The sequence below is a fragment of the Anaplasmataceae bacterium AB001_6 genome (genome assembly GCA_020002265.1).
In the GTDB taxonomy this organism is placed as follows: Bacteria; Pseudomonadota; Alphaproteobacteria; order Rickettsiales; family Anaplasmataceae; genus AB001-6.
Genome location: CP048228.1, coordinates 66,886 through 90,858, shown reverse-complemented (window position 1 = coordinate 90,858; position 23,973 = coordinate 66,886). Strand labels below are relative to the sequence as shown.

General features: G+C 28.3%; 30 protein-coding genes. 10 read left to right on the top strand and 20 right to left on the bottom strand.

What is annotated here, in order from left to right; all coding sequences use genetic code 11:
• Positions 1-20 precede the first annotated feature (20 nt).
• A complete protein-coding gene (locus GUI12_00440; GenBank protein UAT42636.1) occupies positions 21-272 on the top strand; it encodes a hypothetical protein in 252 nt (83 codons plus the stop codon).
• Here GUI12_00440 and GUI12_00435 read toward each other — a convergent pair.
• The 6 genes from GUI12_00435 to rpsF all read right to left on the bottom strand — a co-directional run bounded on the left by GUI12_00435 (position 260) and on the right by rpsF (position 5,138).
• Positions 260-2,029 (bottom strand): potassium transporter, encoded by a 1,770-nt coding sequence (locus tag GUI12_00435; protein ID UAT42635.1) that lies wholly within the window; start codon positions 2,027-2,029, stop codon positions 260-262. The genes GUI12_00440 and GUI12_00435 overlap by 13 nt on opposite strands.
• A complete protein-coding gene (locus GUI12_00430) occupies positions 2,019-2,552 on the bottom strand; it encodes a thioredoxin family protein (protein ID UAT42634.1) in 534 nt (177 codons plus the stop codon). Before GUI12_00430 ends, GUI12_00435 begins: the two co-directional genes overlap by 11 nt.
• Before the next feature lie 112 nt (positions 2,553-2,664).
• Complete coding sequence (locus tag GUI12_00425; GenBank protein ID UAT42633.1) at positions 2,665-3,960, bottom strand: adenylosuccinate lyase; 1,296 nt, start codon at positions 3,958-3,960, stop codon at positions 2,665-2,667.
• Positions 3,961-3,989: 29 nt separating this feature from the next.
• Positions 3,990-4,466 (bottom strand): 50S ribosomal protein L9, encoded by a 477-nt coding sequence (gene rplI, locus GUI12_00420; GenBank protein UAT42632.1) that lies wholly within the window; start codon positions 4,464-4,466, stop codon positions 3,990-3,992.
• A 13-nt stretch (positions 4,467-4,479) separates the two neighbouring features.
• Positions 4,480-4,752 (bottom strand): 30S ribosomal protein S18, encoded by a 273-nt coding sequence (rpsR, locus tag GUI12_00415; GenBank protein ID UAT42631.1) that lies wholly within the window; start codon positions 4,750-4,752, stop codon positions 4,480-4,482.
• A gap of 23 nt (positions 4,753-4,775) precedes the next feature.
• Complete coding sequence (rpsF, locus tag GUI12_00410) at positions 4,776-5,138, bottom strand: 30S ribosomal protein S6 (protein ID UAT42630.1); 363 nt, start codon at positions 5,136-5,138, stop codon at positions 4,776-4,778.
• Between the two features lie 203 nt (positions 5,139-5,341).
• Here rpsF and fumC point away from each other — a divergent pair, with 203 nt between their 5' ends.
• Positions 5,342-6,730: a class II fumarate hydratase gene (gene fumC, locus GUI12_00405; protein ID UAT42629.1), complete on the top strand. Its 1,389-nt coding sequence runs from the start codon at positions 5,342-5,344 to the stop codon at positions 6,728-6,730.
• A 79-nt stretch (positions 6,731-6,809) separates the two neighbouring features.
• Here fumC and rpsU read toward each other — a convergent pair whose 3' ends face one another.
• The 4 genes from rpsU to GUI12_00385 form a co-directional block, all read right to left on the bottom strand.
• Complete coding sequence (gene rpsU / locus GUI12_00400; protein UAT42628.1) at positions 6,810-7,007, bottom strand: 30S ribosomal protein S21; 198 nt, start codon at positions 7,005-7,007, stop codon at positions 6,810-6,812.
• A gap of 83 nt (positions 7,008-7,090) precedes the next feature.
• On the bottom strand, positions 7,091-8,596 hold the full coding sequence (locus tag GUI12_00395; protein UAT42627.1) for a transcription termination factor Rho: 1,506 nt from the start codon (positions 8,594-8,596) through the stop codon (positions 7,091-7,093).
• Between the two features lie 379 nt (positions 8,597-8,975).
• Positions 8,976-9,563: a hypothetical protein gene (locus tag GUI12_00390; protein ID UAT42626.1), complete on the bottom strand. Its 588-nt coding sequence runs from the start codon at positions 9,561-9,563 to the stop codon at positions 8,976-8,978.
• Complete coding sequence (locus tag GUI12_00385) at positions 9,556-9,768, bottom strand: hypothetical protein (GenBank protein ID UAT42625.1); 213 nt, start codon at positions 9,766-9,768, stop codon at positions 9,556-9,558. The genes GUI12_00390 and GUI12_00385 overlap by 8 nt, the downstream gene beginning before the upstream one ends.
• 128 nt (positions 9,769-9,896) lie before the next feature.
• Here GUI12_00385 and yidC point away from each other — a divergent pair, with 128 nt between their 5' ends.
• Genes yidC through nusB form a run of 3 tightly spaced genes read left to right on the top strand, consistent with a single transcriptional unit; the run spans position 9,897 to position 12,528 of the window.
• Positions 9,897-11,564: a membrane protein insertase YidC gene (gene yidC, locus GUI12_00380; GenBank protein ID UAT42624.1), complete on the top strand. Its 1,668-nt coding sequence runs from the start codon at positions 9,897-9,899 to the stop codon at positions 11,562-11,564.
• Positions 11,565-11,618: 54 nt separating this feature from the next.
• On the top strand, positions 11,619-12,044 hold the full coding sequence (locus GUI12_00375; GenBank protein UAT42623.1) for a hypothetical protein: 426 nt from the start codon (positions 11,619-11,621) through the stop codon (positions 12,042-12,044).
• A gap of 10 nt (positions 12,045-12,054) precedes the next feature.
• Positions 12,055-12,528, top strand: coding sequence for a transcription antitermination factor NusB (nusB, locus tag GUI12_00370; protein ID UAT42622.1), 474 nt, complete (start codon positions 12,055-12,057; stop codon positions 12,526-12,528).
• Here the strand turns inward: nusB and ftsA are convergent.
• Together ftsA and GUI12_00360 are read right to left on the bottom strand one after the other, a co-directional pair.
• Entirely contained in the window at positions 12,521-13,732 is a 1,212-nt protein-coding gene (gene ftsA, locus GUI12_00365; protein ID UAT42621.1) for a cell division protein FtsA, read from the bottom strand. The genes nusB and ftsA overlap by 8 nt on opposite strands.
• 27 nt (positions 13,733-13,759) lie before the next feature.
• Complete coding sequence (locus GUI12_00360; GenBank protein ID UAT42620.1) at positions 13,760-14,749, bottom strand: polyprenyl synthetase family protein; 990 nt, start codon at positions 14,747-14,749, stop codon at positions 13,760-13,762.
• A gap of 105 nt (positions 14,750-14,854) precedes the next feature.
• On the opposite strand from GUI12_00360, the gene mnmA reads away from it, so the two are divergent.
• A complete protein-coding gene (gene mnmA / locus GUI12_00355; protein UAT42619.1) occupies positions 14,855-15,955 on the top strand; it encodes a tRNA 2-thiouridine(34) synthase MnmA in 1,101 nt (366 codons plus the stop codon).
• Between the two features lie 5 nt (positions 15,956-15,960).
• Here mnmA and ssb read toward each other — a convergent pair whose 3' ends face one another.
• Together ssb and infA are read right to left on the bottom strand one after the other, a co-directional pair.
• Positions 15,961-16,422 carry a single-stranded DNA-binding protein gene (gene ssb / locus GUI12_00350; GenBank protein UAT42618.1) on the bottom strand — a complete coding sequence of 154 codons (462 nt, stop codon included), beginning with the start codon at positions 16,420-16,422 and terminating at the stop codon, positions 15,961-15,963.
• Between the two features lie 67 nt (positions 16,423-16,489).
• Positions 16,490-16,756, bottom strand: a complete 267-nt coding sequence (gene infA, locus GUI12_00345; protein ID UAT42617.1) for a translation initiation factor IF-1 — start codon at positions 16,754-16,756, stop codon at positions 16,490-16,492.
• A 125-nt stretch (positions 16,757-16,881) separates the two neighbouring features.
• On the opposite strand from infA, the gene GUI12_00340 reads away from it, so the two are divergent.
• The 3 genes from GUI12_00340 to GUI12_00330 all read left to right on the top strand — a co-directional run bounded on the left by GUI12_00340 (position 16,882) and on the right by GUI12_00330 (position 20,337).
• Positions 16,882-18,069, top strand: coding sequence for a phage portal protein (locus GUI12_00340; protein ID UAT42616.1), 1,188 nt, complete (start codon positions 16,882-16,884; stop codon positions 18,067-18,069).
• Between the two features lie 83 nt (positions 18,070-18,152).
• On the top strand, positions 18,153-18,521 hold the full coding sequence (locus GUI12_00335; protein ID UAT42615.1) for a DUF2628 domain-containing protein: 369 nt from the start codon (positions 18,153-18,155) through the stop codon (positions 18,519-18,521).
• Between the two features lie 70 nt (positions 18,522-18,591).
• A complete protein-coding gene (locus GUI12_00330) occupies positions 18,592-20,337 on the top strand; it encodes a type I secretion system permease/ATPase (GenBank protein ID UAT42614.1) in 1,746 nt (581 codons plus the stop codon).
• Positions 20,338-20,347: 10 nt separating this feature from the next.
• Here the strand turns inward: GUI12_00330 and GUI12_00325 are convergent, their stop codons facing one another.
• Positions 20,348-20,893, bottom strand: coding sequence for a hypothetical protein (locus GUI12_00325; GenBank protein UAT42613.1), 546 nt, complete (start codon positions 20,891-20,893; stop codon positions 20,348-20,350).
• A gap of 163 nt (positions 20,894-21,056) precedes the next feature.
• Here GUI12_00325 and GUI12_00320 point away from each other — a divergent pair, with 163 nt between their 5' ends.
• The gene (locus GUI12_00320; GenBank protein UAT42612.1) at positions 21,057-21,293 is read left to right on the top strand and encodes a hypothetical protein; all 237 of its coding nucleotides are present in this window, start codon (positions 21,057-21,059) and stop codon (positions 21,291-21,293) included.
• Positions 21,294-21,302: 9 nt separating this feature from the next.
• Here GUI12_00320 and hemB read toward each other — a convergent pair whose 3' ends face one another.
• From hemB to GUI12_00295, 5 genes are read right to left on the bottom strand one after another with little or no spacing between them, the layout of a single operon-like run.
• The gene (gene hemB, locus GUI12_00315) at positions 21,303-22,268 is read right to left on the bottom strand and encodes a porphobilinogen synthase (GenBank protein ID UAT42611.1); all 966 of its coding nucleotides are present in this window, start codon (positions 22,266-22,268) and stop codon (positions 21,303-21,305) included.
• 16 nt (positions 22,269-22,284) lie between these two features.
• On the bottom strand, positions 22,285-22,581 hold the full coding sequence (locus GUI12_00310) for a cation:proton antiporter subunit C (protein ID UAT42610.1): 297 nt from the start codon (positions 22,579-22,581) through the stop codon (positions 22,285-22,287).
• Positions 22,571-22,996: a Na(+)/H(+) antiporter subunit B gene (locus GUI12_00305; protein UAT42609.1), complete on the bottom strand. Its 426-nt coding sequence runs from the start codon at positions 22,994-22,996 to the stop codon at positions 22,571-22,573. The genes GUI12_00310 and GUI12_00305 overlap by 11 nt, the downstream gene beginning before the upstream one ends.
• Positions 22,986-23,513, bottom strand: a complete 528-nt coding sequence (locus tag GUI12_00300) for a DUF4040 domain-containing protein (protein ID UAT42608.1) — start codon at positions 23,511-23,513, stop codon at positions 22,986-22,988. The genes GUI12_00305 and GUI12_00300 overlap by 11 nt, the downstream gene beginning before the upstream one ends.
• On the bottom strand, positions 23,510-23,767 hold the full coding sequence (locus GUI12_00295; GenBank protein UAT42607.1) for a monovalent cation/H(+) antiporter subunit G: 258 nt from the start codon (positions 23,765-23,767) through the stop codon (positions 23,510-23,512). The genes GUI12_00300 and GUI12_00295 overlap by 4 nt, the downstream gene beginning before the upstream one ends.
• Positions 23,768-23,973 lie beyond the last annotated feature (206 nt).

Here is a 23,973-nt window from a genome sequence, read left to right as displayed (position 1 = left end):
CTGAAGGGATTTTATGTTGTATGAATTTTGAAATAGGTTCAGGGATTTTATCAGACCCTAAAAAAGATGCAAAGAATGAAATTATAGCCGATATCAAGAGTAATTTGATGTGCGGACTAATGGAACGAAAAATCATCATCAAAATGAGAAACAGCGGGATTAATAAAAGAGCAGCACTTTTTATATCTAAATTTTTTATATTATCAATATCAAAAAATACTTTTATAAAATCCATTACTATAATCTCAAAACAAAAATACTATTTTTTATGAATGATTTTGGAATCGTTATTTGCATACGTTCTCAAAGTTAAATAATCAGAATTTCTAAATCTATTTTTTATAACCGATAAAGTATATTCACTTATTCCATTAAAAGAAAGCGCTGTTGCCCCCAACTGCAAACCTAATTCATAAGATTCAACAACAACATTATGCACTCCAAATTGTTTGTACATATTAGCATTAGAAAAATCCTCTAAGCTAACAACAACATTTGCCTCTGGAAACTTAGTGTTAATTATTTTTGTAGCTTTTTTAATAACATTAATGTTAGTAGTAGTGAAAACAAAGGTAGAAGCTCTATCAGAAACAACTTTCTTTAAATCTGCTGCTTTTGTGGCATCACCCTGATAAACAGTAAAACCCTCTGATTTAGCTTTCTCCACTACTTTTTCATCAATATCTATGGCGATATAATTCATTTGACCATCAACTACCATTTTAGAAACAACTTTCCCAACTTTTTGAAAACCTATAATAACAATATGTTTATCTATATCTATTGCCTCGTCTTGGATTGAATTCTCAGAAAAGCCTGAATCAAGCACCAGCATATTTTTGACAGAACCTCTTTTGTGTTTTACTAACAGCCCTCCAACATATGAAAGTAAAGGTGTAACAGCCATAGTAAAAGTAACAACAGAAATCAAGAAATTTATTATTTCATCTCCAACTAAAAATTTACTACCTTCTAAGCTAAGTAATATAAGTGCAAATTCACTCCCTTGGGACAACAATAAACCACCTTGTATAGCTGATCCCCTTTTGAAACCAAAAAACCTAGCTAGTACTAAAATAATGAATGTCTTAACTACAACAAGAGCTATAGACCCAAGTAATATGTATAGAAAATTACTAAACAAGAAATGTAAATCCATTGACATCCCAACTGTCATGAAGAACAACCCTAGTAAAAGCTTCTTAAATGGTAAAATTACTTTTTCAACCTCGTATTTATATTCTGTCTCAGCAACCAATAAACCAGAGACAAAAGCACCCATAGCCATTGAAAGATCCATTTTTTCTGTTACATAAGCAGAACCTAATACAATAAGTAAAGTTGTAGACATGAAAAGCTCGCTGCTTTTTGTTGCAGCAATTATCTTGAAAAATGGCCTGAGAAGTATTCTTCCAGCTGCAAAAATAAATACCAGTGCAATCACTGCACGAAACAAAGAACTAATAATGGGATAAAAAATATTATTTACATCGCCACTAGATAATAAAGGCACTAGCACTAAAAAAGGTACCACTGCAAAATCCTGCATTAATAATACAGCAATTGCAAACCTTCCAACTTGAGTAGATTGCATGCTAGAGTCCTGCAAAACCTGTAAAACAAGAGCAGTAGAAGATAATGCAAGCGCGCATCCTATAATTATAGATGCCTTGCTATCTAAATTGAAAACAAAGTGACAAATAAAAAAGACAGTAAAAGCAGTTAATATTACTTGTAAGGAGCCTAATCCAAAAACGTGTAATCGCATTGACATCAGCCGTTCTACAGAAAGCTCTAACCCTATAAGAAAAAGTAAAAAGACTATCCCAAATTCTGCGAAATATTCCAATATAACAGTAGAATGAACAAGCCCTAATCCGTATATACCAATGGACGCTCCAGCTACAAAATAACCAATAATCGGGCTTATTTTTAACCTAAAAAATAATGTCACAACAAAAACAGATGCTGCAAGTAGAAAAATTACTTCAGAAAGATAATTGTTGTAAGAATATATTTCAGTTTCCATGATCAGACCACTTTATAGAACAACCAGAACTAGACTTTTGTTCTTGAGATATTTTTTTGCTTAATATAACATCCTCTATTGCTTTTTCTAGCTCTTTATTATCAGATCGTCCTCTATATCTCAGAAAATTATCTTGATTGAATACAAAAAAATCAGGAGTACATATAGCACCATAACTCTTAGCAACATCCTGCGATGAATCAAAAAGATAAGGGAAAAAAAATCCTCTCTCAGCAGCAAATTTTTTCATATTATCAAACGAATCATCAGGATATTTTTTTGTATCGTTAGACATAACAGCGGCAATCCCCAATTCATCACGAGAAAATTTATGGAGAGATTCTATAACTGAATCAATTGAGTTTTTTACATAAGGACAATGATTACATATAAACATAACTAATGTAGCTTTATTGCCTCTTATATCATTAAATGAATATTTTTTATCATCGGTAGCCGAAATCATAAAAAAATCTACTGCTTTAAAGGAAAAATCAACTTTATTGCTGCTTAATAAAACCATAGGGCGAAAAAAAAAAGAAAAGGTAAATACACTATAACACCACAGGTGTAAAAAAACGCTTTATAAAAAACAAAAAAACATCAAAATAGGAATATTTTATATATATTTCTATCTAAAAGACCCTATCATATATTATATCTACACCTTTGTAAAAAGATTCTGTAGAAAATAAACTTTCTATTTCCTCCTTCGACAATTTCTCAGAAACCCTGTTATCTTCACTAATTACTGAAAAAAAGCTATCAGAACTCCCATCCCATACTTTTGCTGCTCCTTGCTGAACTATAAGGTATGCATCTTCCCTAGAAAAGCCAACATCTACTAATTTTAAAAGCACTTTTTGTGAAAAAACCAAACCTTTTAAAGCATTAAGATTCCTTTTCACATTATTTTCATGAACAACACAATTTTGCAAAACATTTTTCAATCTATCTAGTGCAAAATCCAGAGTTATACAGGCATCAGGGCATATAAAGCGTTCAACAGAAGAATGAGATATATCCCTTTCATGCCATAACGCAACGTTCTCCATTGCAGGAATAACAAAACTCCTAACCATTCTAGCTAAGCCTGTTAAATTTTCAGAAAGAACAGGATTTCTCTTATGCGGCATGGCTGAACTACCTTTTTGTTTATCAGAAAAATACTCTGAAAGTTCAAGAACCTCTGTTCTCTGTAGATGCCTAACTTCGACAGCTATATTTTCTATAGAAGAAGCAATTCCTCCTAGAATTGAAAAGAAAAAAGCATATCTATCTCTAGAAATGACCTGAGAAGCTGCATTTTCTATAGATAATCCGAACTTTTCTGCAATAAAAATCTCCAACCTAGGGTCCACATTGGAAAAATTTCCTAAAGCACCAGATATTTTACATACAGCAACTTCCTTGCGAGCACTATTCAAACGTTCTCTATGTCTCTGAAATTCAGAAAAGAAACGTACAAAACGCAACCCAAAAACTGTTGGTTCAGCATGAATACCGTGAGTTCTACCAACACAAAACAAATTTTTGTGTTTATAAGCCCTTTTTTTTAAGATATCCAACACATCATCAACAAGAGATATAAGTAGATCACAAGAACGCGTAAGCTGTATAGAAAGGACAGTATCAAGAATATCAGAAGTAGTTAGGCCTTTATGAATAAATCTAGAAGATTCTCCAACATAACTTGCAACATTTGTTAAAAAAGCTATAAAATCATGTTTAACATCTTGTTCTATTTTAGAAAAATCTTCGTAATTAAAATCAGCTTTGTCTTTTATTTGTTTGTAATCTTCTGCTGAAATCTCCCCTATCTTGCTAAAAAATTCGCAAACAGCGACCTCTATTTCAAGAGCAATACGCCACTTTTTATCATGCTCCCATAAAGAAGACATTTCTTCTCTACTATAACGCTCAACAACCATATAATTACAAGAAAAAGAATATAAAAAAACTACAATTCCTGATCACTGACAACTTTTACGTTAATAGAGTGTGAGATAGAATCGCAGAAAAAGATCTCAACTTTATATTGACCTAGAGTTTTTATTGCACCAGCACCACTTATAATTAGATTATCATGAGATAGGCCAACTTTATAACGCTCAGATATTTCACGAGAAATATCTTTGGTGGTAACAGAACCAAACAATTTTCCTTCAGCAGTAGAACGAACTTTTAAAGTAATTAAATCAACATCAGATAGAGCCTCTTTCTGCTTTTTAGCAAATTCCAAACTATCATCTAATTTTTTTACATACTCACTCTTTTGACTTTCTAAATCCCGTAAAGCAGCCTTAGTAGCAAAAACAGCATATCCTTGTCTCACTAGATAAGCAGCATATCCAGGTTTTACAGAAGCAACATCACCTATAGAACCGACGTATCTTATGTTTTTTCCTATTAAAATAATTTTTATTAAACCAGACATAAATTACCCCTCTCTATTTATGATTAGCACAAAAGGGTATTAAGGCGAGAAATCTTGCAATTTTCACTACAGCCCTAACTTTCCTTTGATGCTTACAACAAAGACCTGTAGCTCTTCTAGGTAACACTCTCCCTCCTTCAGATACAAATTCCGAAAGCTGGGTTATATTGTTAAACTTTATATCTTCATTAACTACATCTTTTAATGGGCAAACCTTTTGCTTCTTTTGCGGAGAAAACCTAGCTGTTCTATTTTCTCCAGAAGGCTTCGTAAACTTTCTTCTCATCATAAAACTATAAACTTAAAAAACTAATCATTAGAACCAATGGTGATAGTACCAGTATCTTTTTCTGGATTAAAACACTTCTTTTTGATAAATAAATGACGTATTATCACAGCATTTAATTTTATCTTTCTTTCAAATTCCAAAAGATTTGCATGGATTTCATTTTCAACATAAAAAATTATATAAAAAGCTCTATTACTTCTTTTAATAGAGTATTTAAGGTCAAAAAGACCACAATTATTGCTTGCTAAAATTTTCATGCCATTGTCTTTAAGCAAATCACTTATACCTTCCATCAGATTTACCACTCCTGAAGTACCCAAAGTGTTACTTGCTAAGAAAACCATTTCGTATATTCTTATAGGATCCTTTATTTTTGAACTCATAGAAATCAGCCATATAAAACTAGCTTCAGGATATCATATGAGTAAAATTTTTACAACAAAGTACACAAACTAGAATTAATAAAATATTTTAATTTGTTAATAGAATTACCAATAGTAATTTTTATATACTCATAGTCCTAGATTTTTAAACATTTCATGATATAACCATGAGTAAAAAAATTTATTATTGTTTTTTTATTTATATGAAAACTAGAATAGAAAGAGATTCAATAGGAGAAATAGAAGTCGAAGATAATAAATTCTGGGGTGCGCAAACTCAGAGGTCTTTGCAAAATTTTGCCATAGGAAAAGAAAAAATGCCTGAAGAAATAATTCAAGCTTTAGGTATCATTAAAATGTGTGCAGCAGAAGTAAACAAAGAAAACAAAGATATAAAAAATGAAATAGCAGCCTTAATAATAGAAATAGCAAGTGATATCTCAAAAGGAGAATATAAAGAACACTTTCCTCTTTCAGTATGGCAAACTGGCTCTGGAACACAAAGTAATATGAATATCAATGAAGTGATCTCTAATATTGCCATAGAAAAAACAGGGGGAGAAAAAGGCTCTAAAGATCCGGTTCATCCGAATGATCATGTAAACATGGGGCAATCATCTAATGATACATTTCCTTCTGCTATAAACATAGCAACAGCCATTGCTATAAATAAAAAATTATTACCAGCTCTTGAGAATTTTAAGAAGACTATAAAAGAAAAAGTTGATGAATTTCAAAATATAATAAAAATTGGGAGAACACATATGCAAGATGCCACCCCTCTCACTCTTGGACAAGAATTTTCAGCTTACTATCAACAGATATCAAAATCTATCATTAGAGTAAATAAATCTCTTGATAACATCTATGAATTAGCACAAGGAGGAACTGCTGTTGGAACAGGAATAAATTCAAGAAAAGGTTTTGGGAAAGCATTTGCAAAAAAAGTGGCTAAGCACACTAAATTACCTTTCGTATCGGCAGAAAATAAATTTGAATCTTTATCATGTAGAGATGGAATTGTTGAAGTAAGTGGATCTTTAAATGTATTAGCATCTTCGATGATGAAAATAGCAAATGATATAAGGTTATTATCATCTGGCCCAAGATGTGGCATAGGAGAATTAGAAATTCCAGCTAATGAACCCGGTTCTTCAATAATGCCTGGCAAAGTTAATCCAACTCAATGTGAAGCAATGACTATGGTTTGTTGTCAAGTAATGGGAAATAATACAGCAATAACCGTAGCCGGTTCCAATGGACATTTCCAGTTAAATGTTTTTGCACCTGTGATAGCATATAATGTTTTGTTATCGATAAACAACCTATCTGATGCAATAAATAGCTTCAACAAGAATACTTTCAAAGGAATAAAGCCAAATATAGAAAGAATAGATAAAATGCTACACAGTTCCTTAATGCTGGTCACGGCACTTAATAAGCATATCGGTTATGACAATGCCGCAAAAATAGCAAAAAATGCTCACGCAAAAGGGATATCTCTTAAAGAGTCTGCAAAAGAACTGAATATTCTTTCTGAAGAAGAATTTGAAAAATTAGTAAAGCCAGAAGAAATGATAACTCCTAAATAACAAAAGATACTAAAAAGCCTTATAAATCAGACATAAAATTTATGAACACATGAATAATCCCCTGCAGATAAAAAGGGGATTAGTGTTTTTTCACACTCACGAAATTCTTCTTTTGTATTTTTCTAGCTTTATCTATTTTTTTCTTCCTTCTAATTGCAGAAGGCTTTTCGTAATAAACATTTCTCACAGGAGAAATTCCTTCCCTTTGTTTATCCTTTCTCAGAGTTCTATATGCTTGATCAACATCACCATGATGAACTATATATTTCTTCGACAAACTAGAAACCTCTTAAATAAATCAGAAAACTTTGAAGTATTTTATAACTTAGATATTAAAAAGTCAAAAAAATAATAAAAAACCTAATTAGAACTAAAATTTTTCATTGCTTCAAAAAAGCTATTATTATTTTTTGTTATTTCTATTTTTTCTCTTAAAAAACTCATAGAATCACTTACTCCCATATTATTAAGAACTCTACGAAGAATCCATACTTTACTAAGAATCTCACTATCTATCAATTTTTCTTCATTTCTAGTTCCAGATCTAGTAATATCAATAGCAGGAAATATTCTCTTATCAGATAATTTTCTATCTAAAATTATTTCACAGTTACCTGTGCCTTTGAATTCTTCAAATATAACATCATCCATTCTGGAGCCCGTCTCTACCAATGCGGTAGCAACAATTGTTAAAGAACCACCTTGTTCGATATTTCTAGCAGCACCAAAGCATCTTTTAGGCCTCTGTAAAGCGTTAGAATCAACACCCCCTGTTAATACCTTACCAGACGAAGGTACTACTGCATTATAAGCTCTAGCCAATCTAGTAATCGAATCAAGTAATATTACGACATCTCTGCCTCTTTCAACCATTCTCCTAGCACGCGCAATGACCAATTCAGCCAACTGAACATGACGATGTGCTGGTTCATCAAATGTGGAGCTTATAACATCACCTTTAACGAATCTTTGCATATCAGTTACTTCTTCTGGTCTTTCATCAATTAAAAGAACCATAAGGTGTGTATCGCTATGATTTTGTGCTATAGAATGAGCTATAGTTTTTAACAGCATTGTCTTTCCAGTTTTTGGAGGAGCCACAATTAACGCCCTTTGTCCTTTTCCCAAAGGAGCCATAATATCTATTATTCTTGCACTTATATTTTCTTTATTGCTTAAACCTGAAGATTCACATTCTAATTTTAACTTTTCATTAGGAAAAACAGGGGTCAAACTATCAAAATTTACAAATTTGCTTTTAGTGAAAACTGATTCACCATTTATAGATATAATTTTTGTAAGAGCAAAATATCTTTCATCTTTCTTGGGAACTCTTATTTCTCCCACAACATTATCACCTGTTCTTAAAGAAAATCTCCGAACTTGCCCTGGAGAAATATAGACATCATCAGGACTAGCAACAAGATTTGCTTCTATAGTTCTTATAAATGCAAAGCCATCTCCTAAAACCTCTACAACTCCTGAACTAATAACAGAAGCCCCCCCTCTTTCAAAGATTTTCTTTACTAAAGCGGATATTAATTCGGATTTAGTCAATCCAGATATATCATCCAAATTCTCCGTTTTTGCAACTTCAAGAAGCTTACCAATTGAATATTTTCTTAAGAAAGAAACATCTATTATTTCAACATTTTTTTCTGTCTCTGATTCTTCTGTTTTAGCATCTTGTGCTTCACCATTGTTATCATGATTTTTATTATTAGATCTTCTTCTACTTTTTATAATAGCACCAGAAGGTTTTTCAACCTTATCAACTAATAATGCAGCTGATGATTTATCTATCACAGCATCATCAATATCAGACCCAACAACAGCATGGGTTTTATCTCCAAGTAAAGAACTCATCTACGAAACCAAAAAAGAAAAAGGAAAAAGGAAAATAAAAAAAGAAGTCCAGCTAAAAGGCAGGAACAGTCTTAAAGAAAGCAAAACCGATAAAAACAATCTAACACAAAAAAACACAAACTGTCAACATAACCATATTTAAAAAACAATCATTATTTTTTACATAAATTTACAAAATCCTCCATAGAAAAAGGTTGGAAATATCTTTGTGCCTCTACATAATTAAGTGGAACTATATCATCTGCAAAAAGAGGAACTTTTTCCCCACAAAAACTCTCATCTTTTAGGGGAAATTTATTTTTAACACCACAAATTACAGAGTAAAAAAAAGCAATTATTACATTTGTAAAATCAACATCGCTACCCGATAATCTGTTTTCTATAACTCCAATTTTTTTTTTATTCTAACAGAAGTTTTTCTATTATTATTACTCCATCCTATCACAGAAGGTGTATAATGATCTGAATATTTAAATCTATCAAAAGAAAAAACGGTTGGAGCATAAAATAGCATATTATTTTTCATGTAATAAAGAATACCAGCAACAATTTTATGCAAACATTCTGTATCACATAAAAAAACGTTATTATTTTTTTCATCGAAAAGAGAAAAATTCATTTGAAAACTACTTCCATAGTCTCCCAAAAAAGGCTTAGAATTAAATAAAAAACCCTTTTTTTTCAAAAATTCTCTCACAAAATATAACTCTTCTATCAATCCACAAATATCAGAAGAACACTTTGTGACATATTCAAATTGATTTTTCCCTCTTTCTTTTTTAATGCAATGAAAAAAACTCAAAAACCCAAATATCTTTTCCAACTCTTCTACAGAAACGCTTTCATCAATCGCATAAAATTCCAATTCAAAACCACAAAATGGGGCGAAACCAATTCTATTAAAAAAACATTTCAGCAAAGAGAAGGAGTATTCTAAATCAATTTTATTAAAAATGAATTTATTCATCTATATCTTTTGCATTATCCATCATCATAATAGGAATTCCCTCTTCACAAGAAAAATCCTCTGATCCACAGAAAGATTTTAACATATTTTCATCAGGATCATAAAAAAATCCTGTTTTTGTTTTGAAGCCTTCTAAAATGGCAATCAATCTGAAATCCACCGTTAGTTTAGCAAAATTAAGTAAAAAATGATTAAATACAGTCATACAACTGTAGATATAAACAATTTACAATATAAATATCTGTATGTAAAATGTATATTGTTGTAGACTAATCGTTGGAAGCACACATTAATCCATCTTTTAAATAAATCATTAGAAATTTTTCAATAAAAATGTCAGAAAATAGAAATTTAATAATAGCAGTTTCCTTATCATTAATATTATTTGTTACTTGGAATTATTTCTTTGGTATGAAAAAAGATCTCACAAAAGATAACAATAAAACAAAAATAACAGAAGTTAGAAAAAAGCATAACAAATCTTATGCAATTGCTATGGATAATTCTGGAGAAAGAGTATTTTTTGAAAATGATAAGATAAAAGGTTCTATCACTTTGAAGGGGTTAAAAATAGATGATATAAAAATGAAAAATTTTTATTATGCATTAAACAAAAAAGATAATGTCTCAACTTTATATCCTATAGGTACTGATAATGCTTTTTTTATTGAAAATGGTTGGATATCACAAAGTACACAAACTCCTAATAAAAATTCTTTGTGGCAAAAAATAAAAGACGATGAAGAAGAAAAGGTTTTCTCTTTTACAAACGAAGACAATGTTACTTTTTTAAATGTACTATCATTGGACGATAATTACATGATAAAAATGACACAAAAAGTTATTAATAATTCTGATAAAAACATTGTTTTAAGAGATTATGGAAGAATTAGTAAATCCATATCTGAATACTCAAAATCTAAGACTAACATGGTTTTACACGAAGGATTTGTATCATCAATCAACAATGATTTCACAGAAAAAAAATATAGTAAAATAAAGGGAAAAACCAAAACAAAAATATTAGAAAATAATGAAAGGTATGATTATAATTGGGCTGGTTTTACTACGGGTAAGTATTGGATAAGCTCTTTGATATTTGATGTAGAAAATACCGATTATACGACCGTAGCTAATCTAAAAGATAGAATACAATTTCATTATGTAAGCGATCAATATCAAATTCTTCCTAAAGAAGAACATGAAAGCGAAAATTACTTTTTCTCAGGTCCTAAAAAAATAAATTTATTAGATCAATATAAAAATGAACTAAAAATACAAAAATTCGACAGATCTCTTGATTTGGGGATGTTGTATATATTCACACGTCCAATGATGATATTTCTAGATTACATCAATACTTTTATCAATAATTTTGGACTGACTATAATAATTTTTACGATAATTATAAAATTTGCACTGATTCCAATTAGTTTGAAATCTTATGTATCTACTTTAAAGATGCAAAAAATATCTCCAGAAATACAAAAAATAAAAGATAAATTTAAAGACGATAAGGTCAAAATCAGCCAAGAAACAATGAAACTTTTTAAAAAAAACAAGGTCAATCCTTTGTCAGATATAATACCTCTGCTAATACAGATACCTATTTTCTTTTCTCTATATAAGGTACTATATGTTTCAGTTGATATGTATCAAGCTCAATTTTTCAATTGGATAACAGATTTATCATCTCCTGATAAAACGAGTATTTTCAATTTGTTTGGATTAATAGATTGGACTCCTCCTGGCATGCTGGGAAGTCTTGGTATTCTTTCTATACTCTTAGGGGTTTCTACTTTTGTACAACAATATCTCACTACTGGTAAAAGGAAGGTGCAATCTGAACATGAAAAGATAATAAAATTTATGCCATATGTGTTTGTTTTTGTATCTGCTTCTTTTCCTTCTGGCTTGTTGATTTATTGGATATCAAGTAATTTATTCTCGATATTACAAAGCTCTTTTATGAAAATTTTTATAGCAAAGAAATACTTGTAGAGAGTATATAAAAAACAGATAATAGAATCGAGTAGATTTACAATATATTTTTTTATGATTTTTATAGTAGTATCAGATACCAATAATCACATTACTTATAAACTGCTTGAAAGTGCTGATAAAATATTCAAGGAACATAATCTTGAATATAATACTGTACATATACCTGGATGCTTTGAAATGGTCTCTGTTGTTTCCAAATTAGCTAATAAATATGGAAAAGATATAGAAGCTATAGTTCTTTTAGGATGCATCATAAAAAATGAAACAAAACATGATGAATTCTTATTAAATTTTCTTGAAGCTGGAATATCTAATCTAATAACCAAGCACAATATTTGCGTAACCAACGGAATAATCCACTGTGAAGATGAAAAATATGCAATTGATAGGTCAGAAAATATTAGCAATCCAAATAATTATGGATTGGTTGCAGCCAAGGCATGCGTAGATATGCTAAAATTATATAAATTAATATAAATATTTATAAATGTGTAATATCTACGAAAAAAAAAACGCTAGAATTTTTGCTATTCAATCCTTATATTGCTTCGACTTTAATAAGAAGCACTTTGAACAATATGCAAATGATATAAAAAGTACAATAAAAGAAATATGCAATATAGAAGAAAATAATAATAGCCAAAACAAAGATAAAACAGATTATGATTTTCTGTTATTTTTAGTAGAAAACGCCATCAAAGAAGAGAATGAATTTCTAAAAATTATAAAAAAACACCTAAAAGACACTTGGTCAATAGAAAGATTAAATCTGATAACATTGTGTATATTAAAATTGGCTGTGGCAGAATTTACTTTTTTCAATGATACCGACAAAGATGTCATTATCAATGAATACGTTGGGATTTCCAAAGTATTTTATCTAGATGATAAAAATGTAAATTTCATCAATGGCATTCTTGATAAAATTGGTGATTCTATAAAGAACAGTTCTGTTAATTAAATATACTCATTATTTTGTTAATGTAATTCGACTTTTTTTCCTTATTTATTTTGCCGTTGTATTCTATATTATTATTAAAAATAGATAACATCCCAGCCAAAGACGAAAATCTAGGAGATACGGCATTACTATTAACACTATCCACATCAGAGTAAAATGGCGCTCTTATTTCTACCTCTACGCCATACATAGTACTCACAAGCTCCTTTATTCCTATTAATCTAGAACTACCACCTGTTAAAATTATCTTATGATTAATTTTAATTTCACTAAAAAGAATATCAAATATCTCTTCTACTCTAGGTCTTATATAATTTACTATGCTATATACTGGGATCCCCCTATCATCAAATGTTTTATTACCTATTTTTATTGTCTCCTTATCACTGAACTTATTGGTAAAATATGCTCCACCATATTTTCTTTTTATATTTTCCGCATCTTCTATACTGATATCCAAAGCATAAGCAAGATCATTTGTAATGTTTCTTCCACCCAAAGAGATAGTATTTGATTTCAAAAACATATCATCCCTAAAAAAACCCACAGAGGTGAAAAAGTGTCCAATATCCACGACAAATATACCTAAGTTTTTTTCCTCTGGTAGAGACACAGAAAGGGTTGAACTATAAGCAGAAACACTACATCCATTCAAATATAGATTGTTGGAAGCCAAACAGTGTTTTATATTAAGAACTGAAGTATCAGAAATACATATAACATGAGAACAAATTTCCATTTTCTTCCCATACATACCTATAGGATTTTTCACTCCCTTCATGTTATCAATTGAATAATTTAGAGGGACTATATTCATAACATTATCATCAAAGCAATTACTTATCCTAGACATCAAATTTTCTATATTAACTAAAGATATTTTCTTATCTGATAAATTAATTTTTTCATTAATCACCTTGGTTTTTATATCAACTTTAGAAAAACATATATATACATCTTCTATGTTTTCTTCGCATCTTCTCTCTGCTTTTTTTAAAATTTCAGATATACTGCTCTGCATTTGCTGAACATTTATTATGTTATCACCAATTACTCCACTAGATTCTATTACATAAGAATCCATTATTTCCTTTATTGTTCCTGTTTTTAAACTAAAGTTAACCAATATAGATTTTATGTATTTGCTACCAAGATCTACTACAAGAAAAAAATTTCTTCTAGGCATACGAAAATTAAAGAACATATAAAATATAAATCTAAATAAAAATATTCAATTCTCCCTGTCTATCAAAATTTTCATAAAATAAAGTAAATTTTTACATATAAGATCACTCTTCAAGGTTGTTTTTATAATTTCTATATTTTCCTCTGCTTTTTTTATAGCAAAAGACCTTGCTTTTTCTAACGAATTATTCTTATAAATTAGATCCAATATTTTATCTATATCACTCTCACTTCTTTTCTTTAAAAATTTATTAATAACATTTTTTTCATCATCAGAAGATTCTTCATATGCAACAATAAGTGGTAAAGTTATTTTCCCACCTTTTATATCAGAGAAAAATTTCTTACCAAAAGAATGTCCCGCTCCATAATCCAATATATCATCTAATATTTGAAATATTATTCCTATATTATTTCCAAATTTTATAACTTTTTCTGACAGATCTTCTGTATTACCAGAAAATAACAAACCCACATGACAGGCTAAACAAAAAAGCGGGGATGTCTTTTTTTCAATCATTTTAAAATAATTGTATACACTTTTATCATTTAAAACACCCTCCATTTCCATCTGTAAAAATTCACCTTCAATAAGTTTAAAAGCAGAATCACAAAGAAGTTCTATAACTTTTATGTTTTCTGTTTTTAAAATAAATTGCAAAGATTTACTGATTATGAAATCACCAGAAAGGATACTAACTCTATCTCCCCATTTTCTATTTACTGTATTTTTATCTCTACGTAAAGCCCCATTGTCTATTACATCATCATGCAAAAGAGTACTAATATGCATCAATTCAATGGCAACAGCTGAATTAATAACTTTATCTACATTATTTTTATCCCCTCCAAAAGCATAAAAAATAAAAAGACATAAAAAAGGCCTTATCATTTTCCCCTGTGCACTCATGGTATATGATATAACTTCATTAAGAAGATTATTTTCACTAAGAATCCCCTTAGATAAAATATTTTCTATTAAAACAACATCCTCTGTAGGAATATTAAATTTCTTAGCAAGATCTTTTACATTCATGATATAAAAAAAAAGTCTAGTTTGTAATTTAAATGGTATTATTTATCTATAATAAAGCAAATTATACGGATCTCTTTTTTATATGTTATATATTCTAAATAATAAATGATAAACATAGATAATCTAATAGAAGGAAAAAGTTTACATAATACGACTGCTATAGTCGCAATGTCAGGTGGTGTTGATAGTTCTACTATAGCAACCTATTTACATAAAAAAGGATGTAACGTAATAGGAATAACATTAAAATTATATCAATCAAAAAATAGTAGTACAAAGACTTGCTGTAACGATAGAGATATATATGATGCAAAAAAAGTAGCTGAAAAATGTGGTTTTCCGCACTATATAATAAATTACGAAAAAATATTTAAAGAAGAAGTTATTGAAAAATTTGCACAATCTTATTTATCAGGGGAAACGCCTATTCCTTGTATATTGTGTAATCAAACAGTGAAATTCAGAGATTTACTGGAACTTAGTAAAAATCTAGGAGCAGATACCCTTGTTACTGGTCATTATGTAAGAAGAAAGATAAAAAATAAAAAAGCAGAATTACATCAAGCGGTAGATCTGGAAAAAGATCAGAGTTATTTTTTATTCACCACCACTCAAGAACAATTAGATTTTTTAAGATTCCCTCTCGGGGATATTGAAAAAAATGAAACTCGCCATTTAGCTGAAACAATGGGCGTTCCAACAGCAAATAAAAAAGATAGTCAAAATATATGTTTTGTTGGAGATGGCAAACATCACAAAATAATAGATAAAATTTCTACAGAAAATAATAACGAAGGAAATATAATATTAAAAAATGGCAAGATACTAGGAAAACACAGTGGTATACATAAATTTACAATAGGCCAAAGACATGGCCTTAGAGTATCTTTTTCAGAGCCTCTTTATGTGACAGAAATAAATAAAGAAAACAATGAAATAACAGTAGGAATAAAAGAAGATCTAAAAAAAGATTACTTCGACATAAATATAGAAAATTGGCTAGAAAAAAAGGAAAATCTAGACGATGTATCTATAAAAATAAGATCAGGAATAAAAAAGATAAAAGCGAAAGTTAATATAAATGAAGATAATAAATCAGCAAAAATTGAAATAAAAGAAGAAGGAATATTTGCTATATCTCCTGGTCAAGCATGTGTAATCTATAAAGATTCAAAAGTATTGGGGGGGGGATGGATAAAGAAATGAGATACCTAAAAAGGTATTTCATCATCTATATCAACAATGTTTTTTTCAACATTATTGCCTGAACTATTCTCTGTAGTAGAAGAATTTTCTGCATCATAATTATTGCCAAAGCCTTCATTTCTTTTTGTCTCAAGCATTTTAAGATCGCCTGAATTATTCAATATAATTTCCGTCGTATATCTATTATTGTTATTAGAATCGACCCATTTACGTGTCTTTAGGATTCCTTCTAAATATATCAATGAACCCTTTTTAATATATTTTTGGCAAAGAGAAACTATATTTTCTTTATATACAACAATATTATGCCATTCCGTTGACTCTTTTCTCTCATTTGTATCTCTATCAATCCAAAAATTTGATGTAGCAATGGAAAAAGTAGCCATTTGTTTTGAATTATTCATAGTTCTTATTTCTGGATCTTTCCCTAGTCTTCCCATTAAAAGAACCTTATTTAAAGAAGTCATTTTGTATAAAAGTAAAAAACTCAAGCAATCTGGTTATTATAAAATAACATGCATAAAAAAAACACCTTTATTTAAAAGATCTATAATCATCTTTCTTGTATCTGTAAACTATTCTGGCTTTTTTTAAGTCTTTTTTCGATATTTCCATTTTGACTTTATCGCCCACCAATATTTTAACTCTATTCTTTTTTATCTTTCCAGAAGTATAGGCAAGAACTACTGTTTCTTTCTTTTTATCTTGACTTCCTATTTTCACCCTAAAATTAACATTAGGTAAAAGAGCTATAACCTCCCCATCAATAATTAAAAAATCTTCTGATTTATCAGTTTTCATAAAATATATACATATACAAAAAAATTAAAAAATAAAAACACGCACGATAGAAAGATTACATCTATTTTGCTTATTAAGAAAGAAAAAATAACATATAATCCGCTATTTTAGAATTTAATATAAAAATGTTAATCAATTATTTAATAAAAAATAAAGCCAAGAGAAAAAATTTTAAAAACATTTATGAACATGTATATGAGACAAATTCATTACATAAAAAGATAAAAGATGAAAAAAATTTTGAAGAAAGTTACCTTAATAACCCCATAGTATTTGGATGTGTAAATTTAATAGCAAAATCTGTATCTTCAATACCTATAGAGACCTATCAGTATGAAAATTATGCAAAAAATTCAAAAAAAATAAAAAAAAATTGCAAATTAAGAAAATTGCTAGATACCCCTAACACCACTCAAACTAGACAAGAGTTATTTGAACAAATAGTTTCAAATATACTTCTTAATGGGAACTCATTTTTATTGAAAGTTAAATGTAACTCAATCTCTGAAATATATGCAATAAACCCAAATAGGATAAAAATAGTTCAAGGACCAAATAATATTCCTATAAAATATTTTTATACTATACAAGATAAAAAATTTGAGTTTGATGTTAATCCATTAAACGGAGAGTGCAACATTTTACATATTAAATCATTCAATCCTTCCAATGAAGAATATGGTTTATCTATTACTAGTACTGTATACAAAAACATAAATCAGTATAATAAAAGCTCAGAATGGAACGAATCTCTTTTAAATAATTCTGCAAGACCAAGCGGAGTATTGTCTTTTAAAGATAATAAAAATGGTAATTTTAATTTATCGGAAGAGCAATATTTAAGGTTAAAATCACAGATTGATGAATATATGGGGAATAAAAACTCTGGTAAACCACTTTTATTAGAGGGAGGCTTGGAATGGAAAGAAATGAGCTTTTCTCCTAAAGATATGGATTTTTTAGAAAATAAAATAAGTAATGCTCGTGATATAGCTACAGCCTTTGGGGTTCCTTCTCAATTACTGAATATTCCAGGAGAAAACAAATATAATAATTATCTAGAAGCTAGAATTTGTTTCTGGGAAAATACTGTGTTTCCTATAGCAGAAAAAATTAGAGATAAAATCAATATATGGTTAAGAAATGATATTGAAAAAAATACTTTTTTTGACTTCAACAAAGAAGATATAAATGTATCTATACAAAAGAAGAAATATCTATCAGAATTATTGGAGAAAAATAGTTTTATGACTATAAATGAAAAAAGAACAACAATGGGTTTAAACCCTCTAAAAGGGATGGATATTCTATAAAAAATAATAAAAATTAATATAGTAATATTATATAAACATTGTTGTTATATCATATATTATGAGATCTATAGAGTAAAAAACATATGAAAAAAATATACTATGTATACGAAAAAGAAGGTAAAAAAAATAAATTTTTTATAAAAAAAGGCTTTAATTTTTATGCATTTATTTTTAATTTTTTTTGGTTTTCTATAAATAGGATGTGGATATTATTTGTCCTATTTTTATCAATTTACATATCCTTAAATGTACTAGAAAGTGCCAAAATAATAGATGATATCCAGAAAAATATAATTAGTATTGGCCTTACATTTTACATTGGCTTAACAGCTAACGAATTAAAAAGATTTTCTCTTAATATAAGAGGCTACAAGAGAACTTCAACTATTTTAGAAAAAGATATAATGGAAGCTAGAAAACAATTCTATGAACAAAATTTAAAAAAAAATTAATAAAATAAGACATATTGTATTAAATTTTGCTATATAATATATATTATGTTATCTATATTTTGTTAAAGTAATGTTCTATAAAAAGGATAAAAAAGAAAGTATAGGAAAAAACTTTTTTATGGAAGCAATAAAGAACTGTAGAACTGTTGTTTTGTATTCTTTCATTTTCAGTTTTTTTCTCAATATGTTAGTTTTGTTCATACCTGTTTATACATCACAGGTGTTGGATCGCGTAATATCTAGCGGTAGTCTTAATACTTTGATGGTTTTATTTTCCATAACCTTCTTTTCCATATGTATATCATCTGTACTGGAAAGTTGTAGGTCTATAATGTCTGTAAAAGTAAGTGAATGGCTAGATACAAAGTTGTCTTCTGATTTAATAAGAAGAACAATATCTTCAAAGGTAAAAAATCCTAAATTATCCGTTGGTGAAGTTTTAAGGGATTTTTCAATTATAAAAAACTTTCTAACGTCTCCTAGTTTTTTCTCAATAATGGATTTGCCTTGGACAATAATATACATATTAGTCCTATTTATGATTCACAAATACATGGGATTTTTATCAATATCAGCAATTGTTATTCTCTCCACAATGGCTTTCATTAATAATAGAATGAACTACTCTTTGCTAAAGAAAAACAATGAAAATATGATAAAGAATATCCATAGTATGGATAATATATCTAGAAATTTTGAAGTCCTAGAAGGCATGGGTATGATAGAAAATGTTATGTCTTTCTGGTCAAAAAAGAATGGTTTAGCAGTACAAAATAGCTCTAAATCTAGCATTTTGTCTTCCATAATAATGTCTATAACTAAATTTTTTAGAAATAATATACAAATTATAGTTATATCTCTGGGAGCTTACCTAACAGTAACTCAAGGGAAATCTTGTGGTAGTATAATAGCTTCTTCTATTTTGATAGGAAGAGCTGTAGCACCTTTTGATTCTGCTATAAATAGCTTATCTTTCTTTTCCAATTTAAAGCAGTCTTATAACAGAATTATGGATATAATAAATAATAGCCCTGTTAGAGATTCCAAAAATACAATGATTGATGAAGAAGAATCACAAAAATCAGATAAAGGTGCTCTTATAGAAATAATTAATTTAATTTACTCTCATGAAATAAACAGAGATAAATTAGTACTTGATAAAATAAATTTGACAGTAAACACTGGATCTTGTGTAGGTTTAATAGGAGAAAGTGGTTCTGGTAAATCTACTTTAGCAAAAATGATTGTTGGTATATATAAACCAAATTCAGGAATAATAAAATTAAATGGAAATGATGTCTATCATTATGACAGACAAATGTTTGGTAAAAAAGTTGGTTATTTACCACAAGAAATAGAATTATTTAATACAACAGTAAAGCATAATATATCTAGACTATCTCCAAATATAGATATGGAAAAAGTCAAGAATGCTGCTCAAATAATTGGTATTGATAAATTCATAGAGAGCCTTCCTAATGGGTACGATACTATAATAGGAAACGGTGGTATAGAGTTATCTGGAGGTCAAAAACAGCTGGTTGGTATAGCAAGGTGTTTTTACGAAGATATAGATCTTTTAGTTTTCGACGAACCCAATTCAAACTTAGATGAAAGATCAGATAAGTTGTTGGAAAACGTTATGGAGTATGCGAAGAAGAAAGGTATAACAACTTTTGTTATGACTCATAAGAAATCTATACTTAAATGTGTAGATGCTGTAATAACACTTAAAGAAGGTAGAATACAAAATATAGAAAAGAAAATAAACAAAGAAAAAGATCTATTACTTGATAACGTTGCATCAACAGATTAAGTAAAAAGTATCATTTTTTGGATATCAGAAAACCAAAATTATCTTGTTTTTCATGTGTTTTTATAGAAAAATTTTCTTTCATAAATTCATGCATAAACTGAGAATTTGGATTTTCTGATTCATTTTTAATCATCTCTAAGTATTTTGGTAATTTAGAGTAATCAAAATCCTTCATAACAATAGAAAGATCATTTTCGTTAATTCTGTCAACAATAATAAATTTCGTGGCTTTATTTTTTAAACAGAACAAAAGCATGTTAGTGATAACAACTATCTCATCACGAGATATCTCGTTAAATAAAACATCAATATAACAATCTTTTATAGCAAAATATTTTTTTATGTTATCTTTGTAGTTATAAGTACAATTAAACATATTGAAAGCATACTGCATCACTAAAAAATTATTAATAATTGTGTTAATAATTTCTATAATTTTTTCTTTCGTAATTTCTTCTATATCATCCTCTATAACATCACGATAGAGTGAAAGATATGACATCAAATTCCCTATATCATGAAAAATTTTACCTAAAAGTATATTATTCAGAGACATTTTACAAAAAATAAACTTAATAGTTTATAGGTTATAGTCTACAAAATTATTACAATGTATACAATAATTATTACAATATATACAATAAATAAAATATAATATAGATATTAGTAATATTTAAATGATAAAATGTTCTTATAATGCAATTTTTTGAAGGTTTTTTATGGTAGAAAATAAAGAAACAAGTCTAGAAGAAAGAGAAATGGAAAACATTATAAAAAAGACTATTGAGGATATGGATATCAAAAAAATGATGGATGATCCTAACATGAAAAAAATAATGAGCGATGCTGAAGATATAAACAGATCTTACCAGGAAAAACTTATTGCAGATTTTAGAAAAGTTATTAAAGAAGAGCTTAATATTGTAGTTGATGAAATAAGAAAATGTTGTAAGTAATATGGTAGATTAAATTATCTGTCTGTCTATAATATGAAGAGCGATTTTATGTGCTGCATAGGTTATTATCGCTCTAGATCCCGCTCTTTTAAGTGAAAGTAACTGTTCCATTAACATGTTTAAATTATCTTTTAGCATAATGTATTCTCCACTTACTTGATAAGATATTATTGGTATATTAAATTCTTTACTTGCCCTGTATATAATATCGCAATAAAACATAGATGGTTTAACGATAATAAAATCTGCTCCTTCTTTTATGTCTAGTTTTATTTCTTCTATAGCTTCGTCAGAATTTCTAAAATCCATCTGATAACTACTCTTATCTATTTTTTCTTTTCTTTTACTACCTATAATTTCTCTGAAAGGGTCATATAAATTAGAGTTATACTTAACGGCATAAGACATAATGGATACATTGTGCATATTACAGTTATCTAGAGCGTCTCTTATATGCATTATACGGCCATCCATCATATCTGAAGGAGATATTATATCAGATCCTGCGCTTGCCTGAATTAATGATTGTTTACACAACACTTCAATAGTTTTGTCATTTAAAACATCATTTTCCTTTGTTAATCCATCGTGACCACTTATAGTATAAGGATCCAGAGCAATATCAGATATAACGCCTATAGAGTTACCAAATTTGCTCTTTATCTCTCTTATGGCTCTACATATCAGATTACTTGGATTTATAGCTTCAGCAGCATTATACGTTCTTAATTTTTCATCTATGCAAGGGAATATCATAATAGATTTTATTCCCAAAGATATTATTTCACTTACTTTTTCTAATAACTTATCAATAGAATATCTTTCTATTCCATCACAAAAGGTTTCTATTTTATCTTTTCCTTCTATAACAAATAAGGGCTGTATTAAATCATCAATCGAAATATTATTTTCACAATAAATAGATCTAACCCACTCACTAGATCTTCTTCTACGCATTCTGACACGAGGATACATAAAAAACTCCTTTATACTATTTCATTATTTTTACAGCCATAGAAATACCTAATGCAAGAGTAGCCACACCAACAACTATTGCAGTAAGCATTAAAACATGTGGTAAAGGGTTAGAATAAATAACGCCATTATCATTATAAATTGGAGAAAAGCTATTATCTATGTAAGAAATAGATATATAAAAAATTATCGCAGAAAGTTGTAATATGTTTAAACCAACAAGCTTTTTTATCAAAGAGTTAGTAAAAAATATTATGATTAAACTCAAAGAGAAAATTAAAAATATAACAGCGAAAATAATATTACTTATCACTTTTTTTTACCATACAAAGTTCATAAAATATCAAAAAAATGGATACCATCACAGAAAATACAGTTATAAAAACTCCTAATTCAACGGCAAAAACTCCTATATGCCTAGAAGTTACAATATTATTGGAAAAAAATTCATAATCTAGGAAATATCCACCGAAAAAAATTGAATAAAGGCCAGTACAAAAATAGATAAATACTCCCCAAAAAGACATGTCTAAAAAAAACGAAAGTTTAATAATCTTATTATCACAGAAAACAAATTTATATAAAATAAAAGCGTATGAAAATATTAATCCGCTTTGAAAGCCTCCTCCTGGACTATCTTCCCCATAAAACTGAATATAACAACCATAAAGTATAATTAAAGGAAATATTAAAAATAAAATGCTTTTAATAATAAAATTATTCTTCATCTTCTTTTAAAATTAAAAAAATTGATATACCAGCAATAAAAACAACTATTGTTTCACACATTGTATCAAAACCTCTATAACCTGCCAAAATAGAGGTGGCAATATTATTAAAACCAAAATTTTCATGAACATTATCACAATAATACTGATAATTATGACCATTAACATAATTTGATATGTTACCAAATGTAGGGATTTTTAAAGATACAAAAAATAAAACAACAATATAAAACAAAATAGTTATAGGAATAATTATATAAAATTTTTTAATATTTATTTTTTTACTCTTTTTATCGTACATATAACCAAATAAAAGAACCATGGTAGACATAACAGATCCAACTGCAACTTCTGTCATTGCTACATCAGGAGAATTGCTAAATATGTAGTATAAAACAACTAAAAAACTTATAAACGAAGCTACTAAAATTATTTTTAGAGTTTTATTTATGAAAATAATAGAAACAACACATACAAGTATTAATAATAATATGATTAATAAAAAAATCTGGTTCATTTTGATTTATCGTACTTATATTTAATAGTTCCTAATATGTATCCGCTGGTAGTGCTACCTATAAAATAGATTATCAAAAATAATGATATTTTAAGCATAATATGAAAATTAAAATTGGCTAAAATTATCCCCACAGAAAATAACAGTATCCCTAAACCATCACCTAATGATAAAAAGTGTATTTTGTTATATGAACATTTACTTCTTATTATTCCTATTGTGGAAGAAAAAATAGTAAAAAACCCAGATAACATAAACAATAAAGATAAATAAAACATATCAATATTTTTTATCTATAAAAAATAAAAATACAAGATTCAAAACCCACGAAAAAATTGAATAAATAAAGATATTATCCAATAAAAAAATTTCACTTTTATAAGAAGAATATATCATTATTGCACATACAACACTTGAATTTACTGAATTAATAATAATTATTTGGTTAATATAAACCTTT

Excerpts from the sequence above, each read along its gene's own strand:
- rpsF (UAT42630.1), bottom strand. The coding sequence starts at position 5,138 with ATGAGTTCAAAAATAAAGGATCCTATAAGAATATACGAAATGGTTTTC.
- GUI12_00385 (UAT42625.1), bottom strand. The coding sequence starts at position 9,768 with ATGACTGTATTTAATCATTTTTTACTTAATTTTGCTAAACTAACGGTG.
- GUI12_00425 (UAT42633.1), bottom strand. The coding sequence starts at position 3,960 with ATGGTTGTTGAGCGTTATAGTAGAGAAGAAATGTCTTCTTTATGGGAG.
- GUI12_00300 (UAT42608.1), bottom strand. The coding sequence starts at position 23,513 with ATGAACCAGATTTTTTTATTAATCATATTATTATTAATACTTGTATGT.
- hemB (UAT42611.1), bottom strand. The coding sequence starts at position 22,268 with ATGTATCCTCGTGTCAGAATGCGTAGAAGAAGATCTAGTGAGTGGGTT.
- GUI12_00375 (UAT42623.1), top strand. The coding sequence starts at position 11,619 with ATGATTTTTATAGTAGTATCAGATACCAATAATCACATTACTTATAAA.
- rpsR (UAT42631.1), bottom strand. The coding sequence starts at position 4,752 with ATGAGAAGAAAGTTTACGAAGCCTTCTGGAGAAAATAGAACAGCTAGG.
- GUI12_00320 (UAT42612.1), top strand. The coding sequence starts at position 21,057 with ATGGTAGAAAATAAAGAAACAAGTCTAGAAGAAAGAGAAATGGAAAAC.
- ftsA (UAT42621.1), bottom strand. The coding sequence starts at position 13,732 with ATGTTCTTTAATTTTCGTATGCCTAGAAGAAATTTTTTTCTTGTAGTA.
- GUI12_00305 (UAT42609.1), bottom strand. The coding sequence starts at position 22,996 with ATGAAGAATAATTTTATTATTAAAAGCATTTTATTTTTAATATTTCCT.
- yidC (UAT42624.1), top strand. The coding sequence starts at position 9,897 with ATGTCAGAAAATAGAAATTTAATAATAGCAGTTTCCTTATCATTAATA.
- mnmA (UAT42619.1), top strand. The coding sequence starts at position 14,855 with ATGATAAACATAGATAATCTAATAGAAGGAAAAAGTTTACATAATACG.
- GUI12_00335 (UAT42615.1), top strand. The coding sequence starts at position 18,153 with ATGAAAAAAATATACTATGTATACGAAAAAGAAGGTAAAAAAAATAAA.
- ssb (UAT42618.1), bottom strand. The coding sequence starts at position 16,422 with ATGACTTCTTTAAATAAGGTTCTTTTAATGGGAAGACTAGGGAAAGAT.
- GUI12_00295 (UAT42607.1), bottom strand. The coding sequence starts at position 23,767 with ATGTTATCTGGGTTTTTTACTATTTTTTCTTCCACAATAGGAATAATA.
- GUI12_00340 (UAT42616.1), top strand. The coding sequence starts at position 16,882 with ATGTTAATCAATTATTTAATAAAAAATAAAGCCAAGAGAAAAAATTTT.
- fumC (UAT42629.1), top strand. The coding sequence starts at position 5,342 with ATGAAAACTAGAATAGAAAGAGATTCAATAGGAGAAATAGAAGTCGAA.
- GUI12_00395 (UAT42627.1), bottom strand. The coding sequence starts at position 8,596 with ATGAGTTCTTTACTTGGAGATAAAACCCATGCTGTTGTTGGGTCTGAT.
- GUI12_00360 (UAT42620.1), bottom strand. The coding sequence starts at position 14,749 with ATGAATGTAAAAGATCTTGCTAAGAAATTTAATATTCCTACAGAGGAT.
- GUI12_00440 (UAT42636.1), top strand. The coding sequence starts at position 21 with ATGAATTTTGAAATAGGTTCAGGGATTTTATCAGACCCTAAAAAAGAT.
- rplI (UAT42632.1), bottom strand. The coding sequence starts at position 4,466 with ATGTCTGGTTTAATAAAAATTATTTTAATAGGAAAAAACATAAGATAC.
- GUI12_00435 (UAT42635.1), bottom strand. The coding sequence starts at position 2,029 with ATGGAAACTGAAATATATTCTTACAACAATTATCTTTCTGAAGTAATT.
- infA (UAT42617.1), bottom strand. The coding sequence starts at position 16,756 with ATGAAAACTGATAAATCAGAAGATTTTTTAATTATTGATGGGGAGGTT.
- GUI12_00325 (UAT42613.1), bottom strand. The coding sequence starts at position 20,893 with ATGTCTCTGAATAATATACTTTTAGGTAAAATTTTTCATGATATAGGG.
- GUI12_00390 (UAT42626.1), bottom strand. The coding sequence starts at position 9,563 with ATGAATAAATTCATTTTTAATAAAATTGATTTAGAATACTCCTTCTCT.
- GUI12_00330 (UAT42614.1), top strand. The coding sequence starts at position 18,592 with ATGTTCTATAAAAAGGATAAAAAAGAAAGTATAGGAAAAAACTTTTTT.
- GUI12_00430 (UAT42634.1), bottom strand. The coding sequence starts at position 2,552 with ATGGTTTTATTAAGCAGCAATAAAGTTGATTTTTCCTTTAAAGCAGTA.
- nusB (UAT42622.1), top strand. The coding sequence starts at position 12,055 with ATGTGTAATATCTACGAAAAAAAAAACGCTAGAATTTTTGCTATTCAA.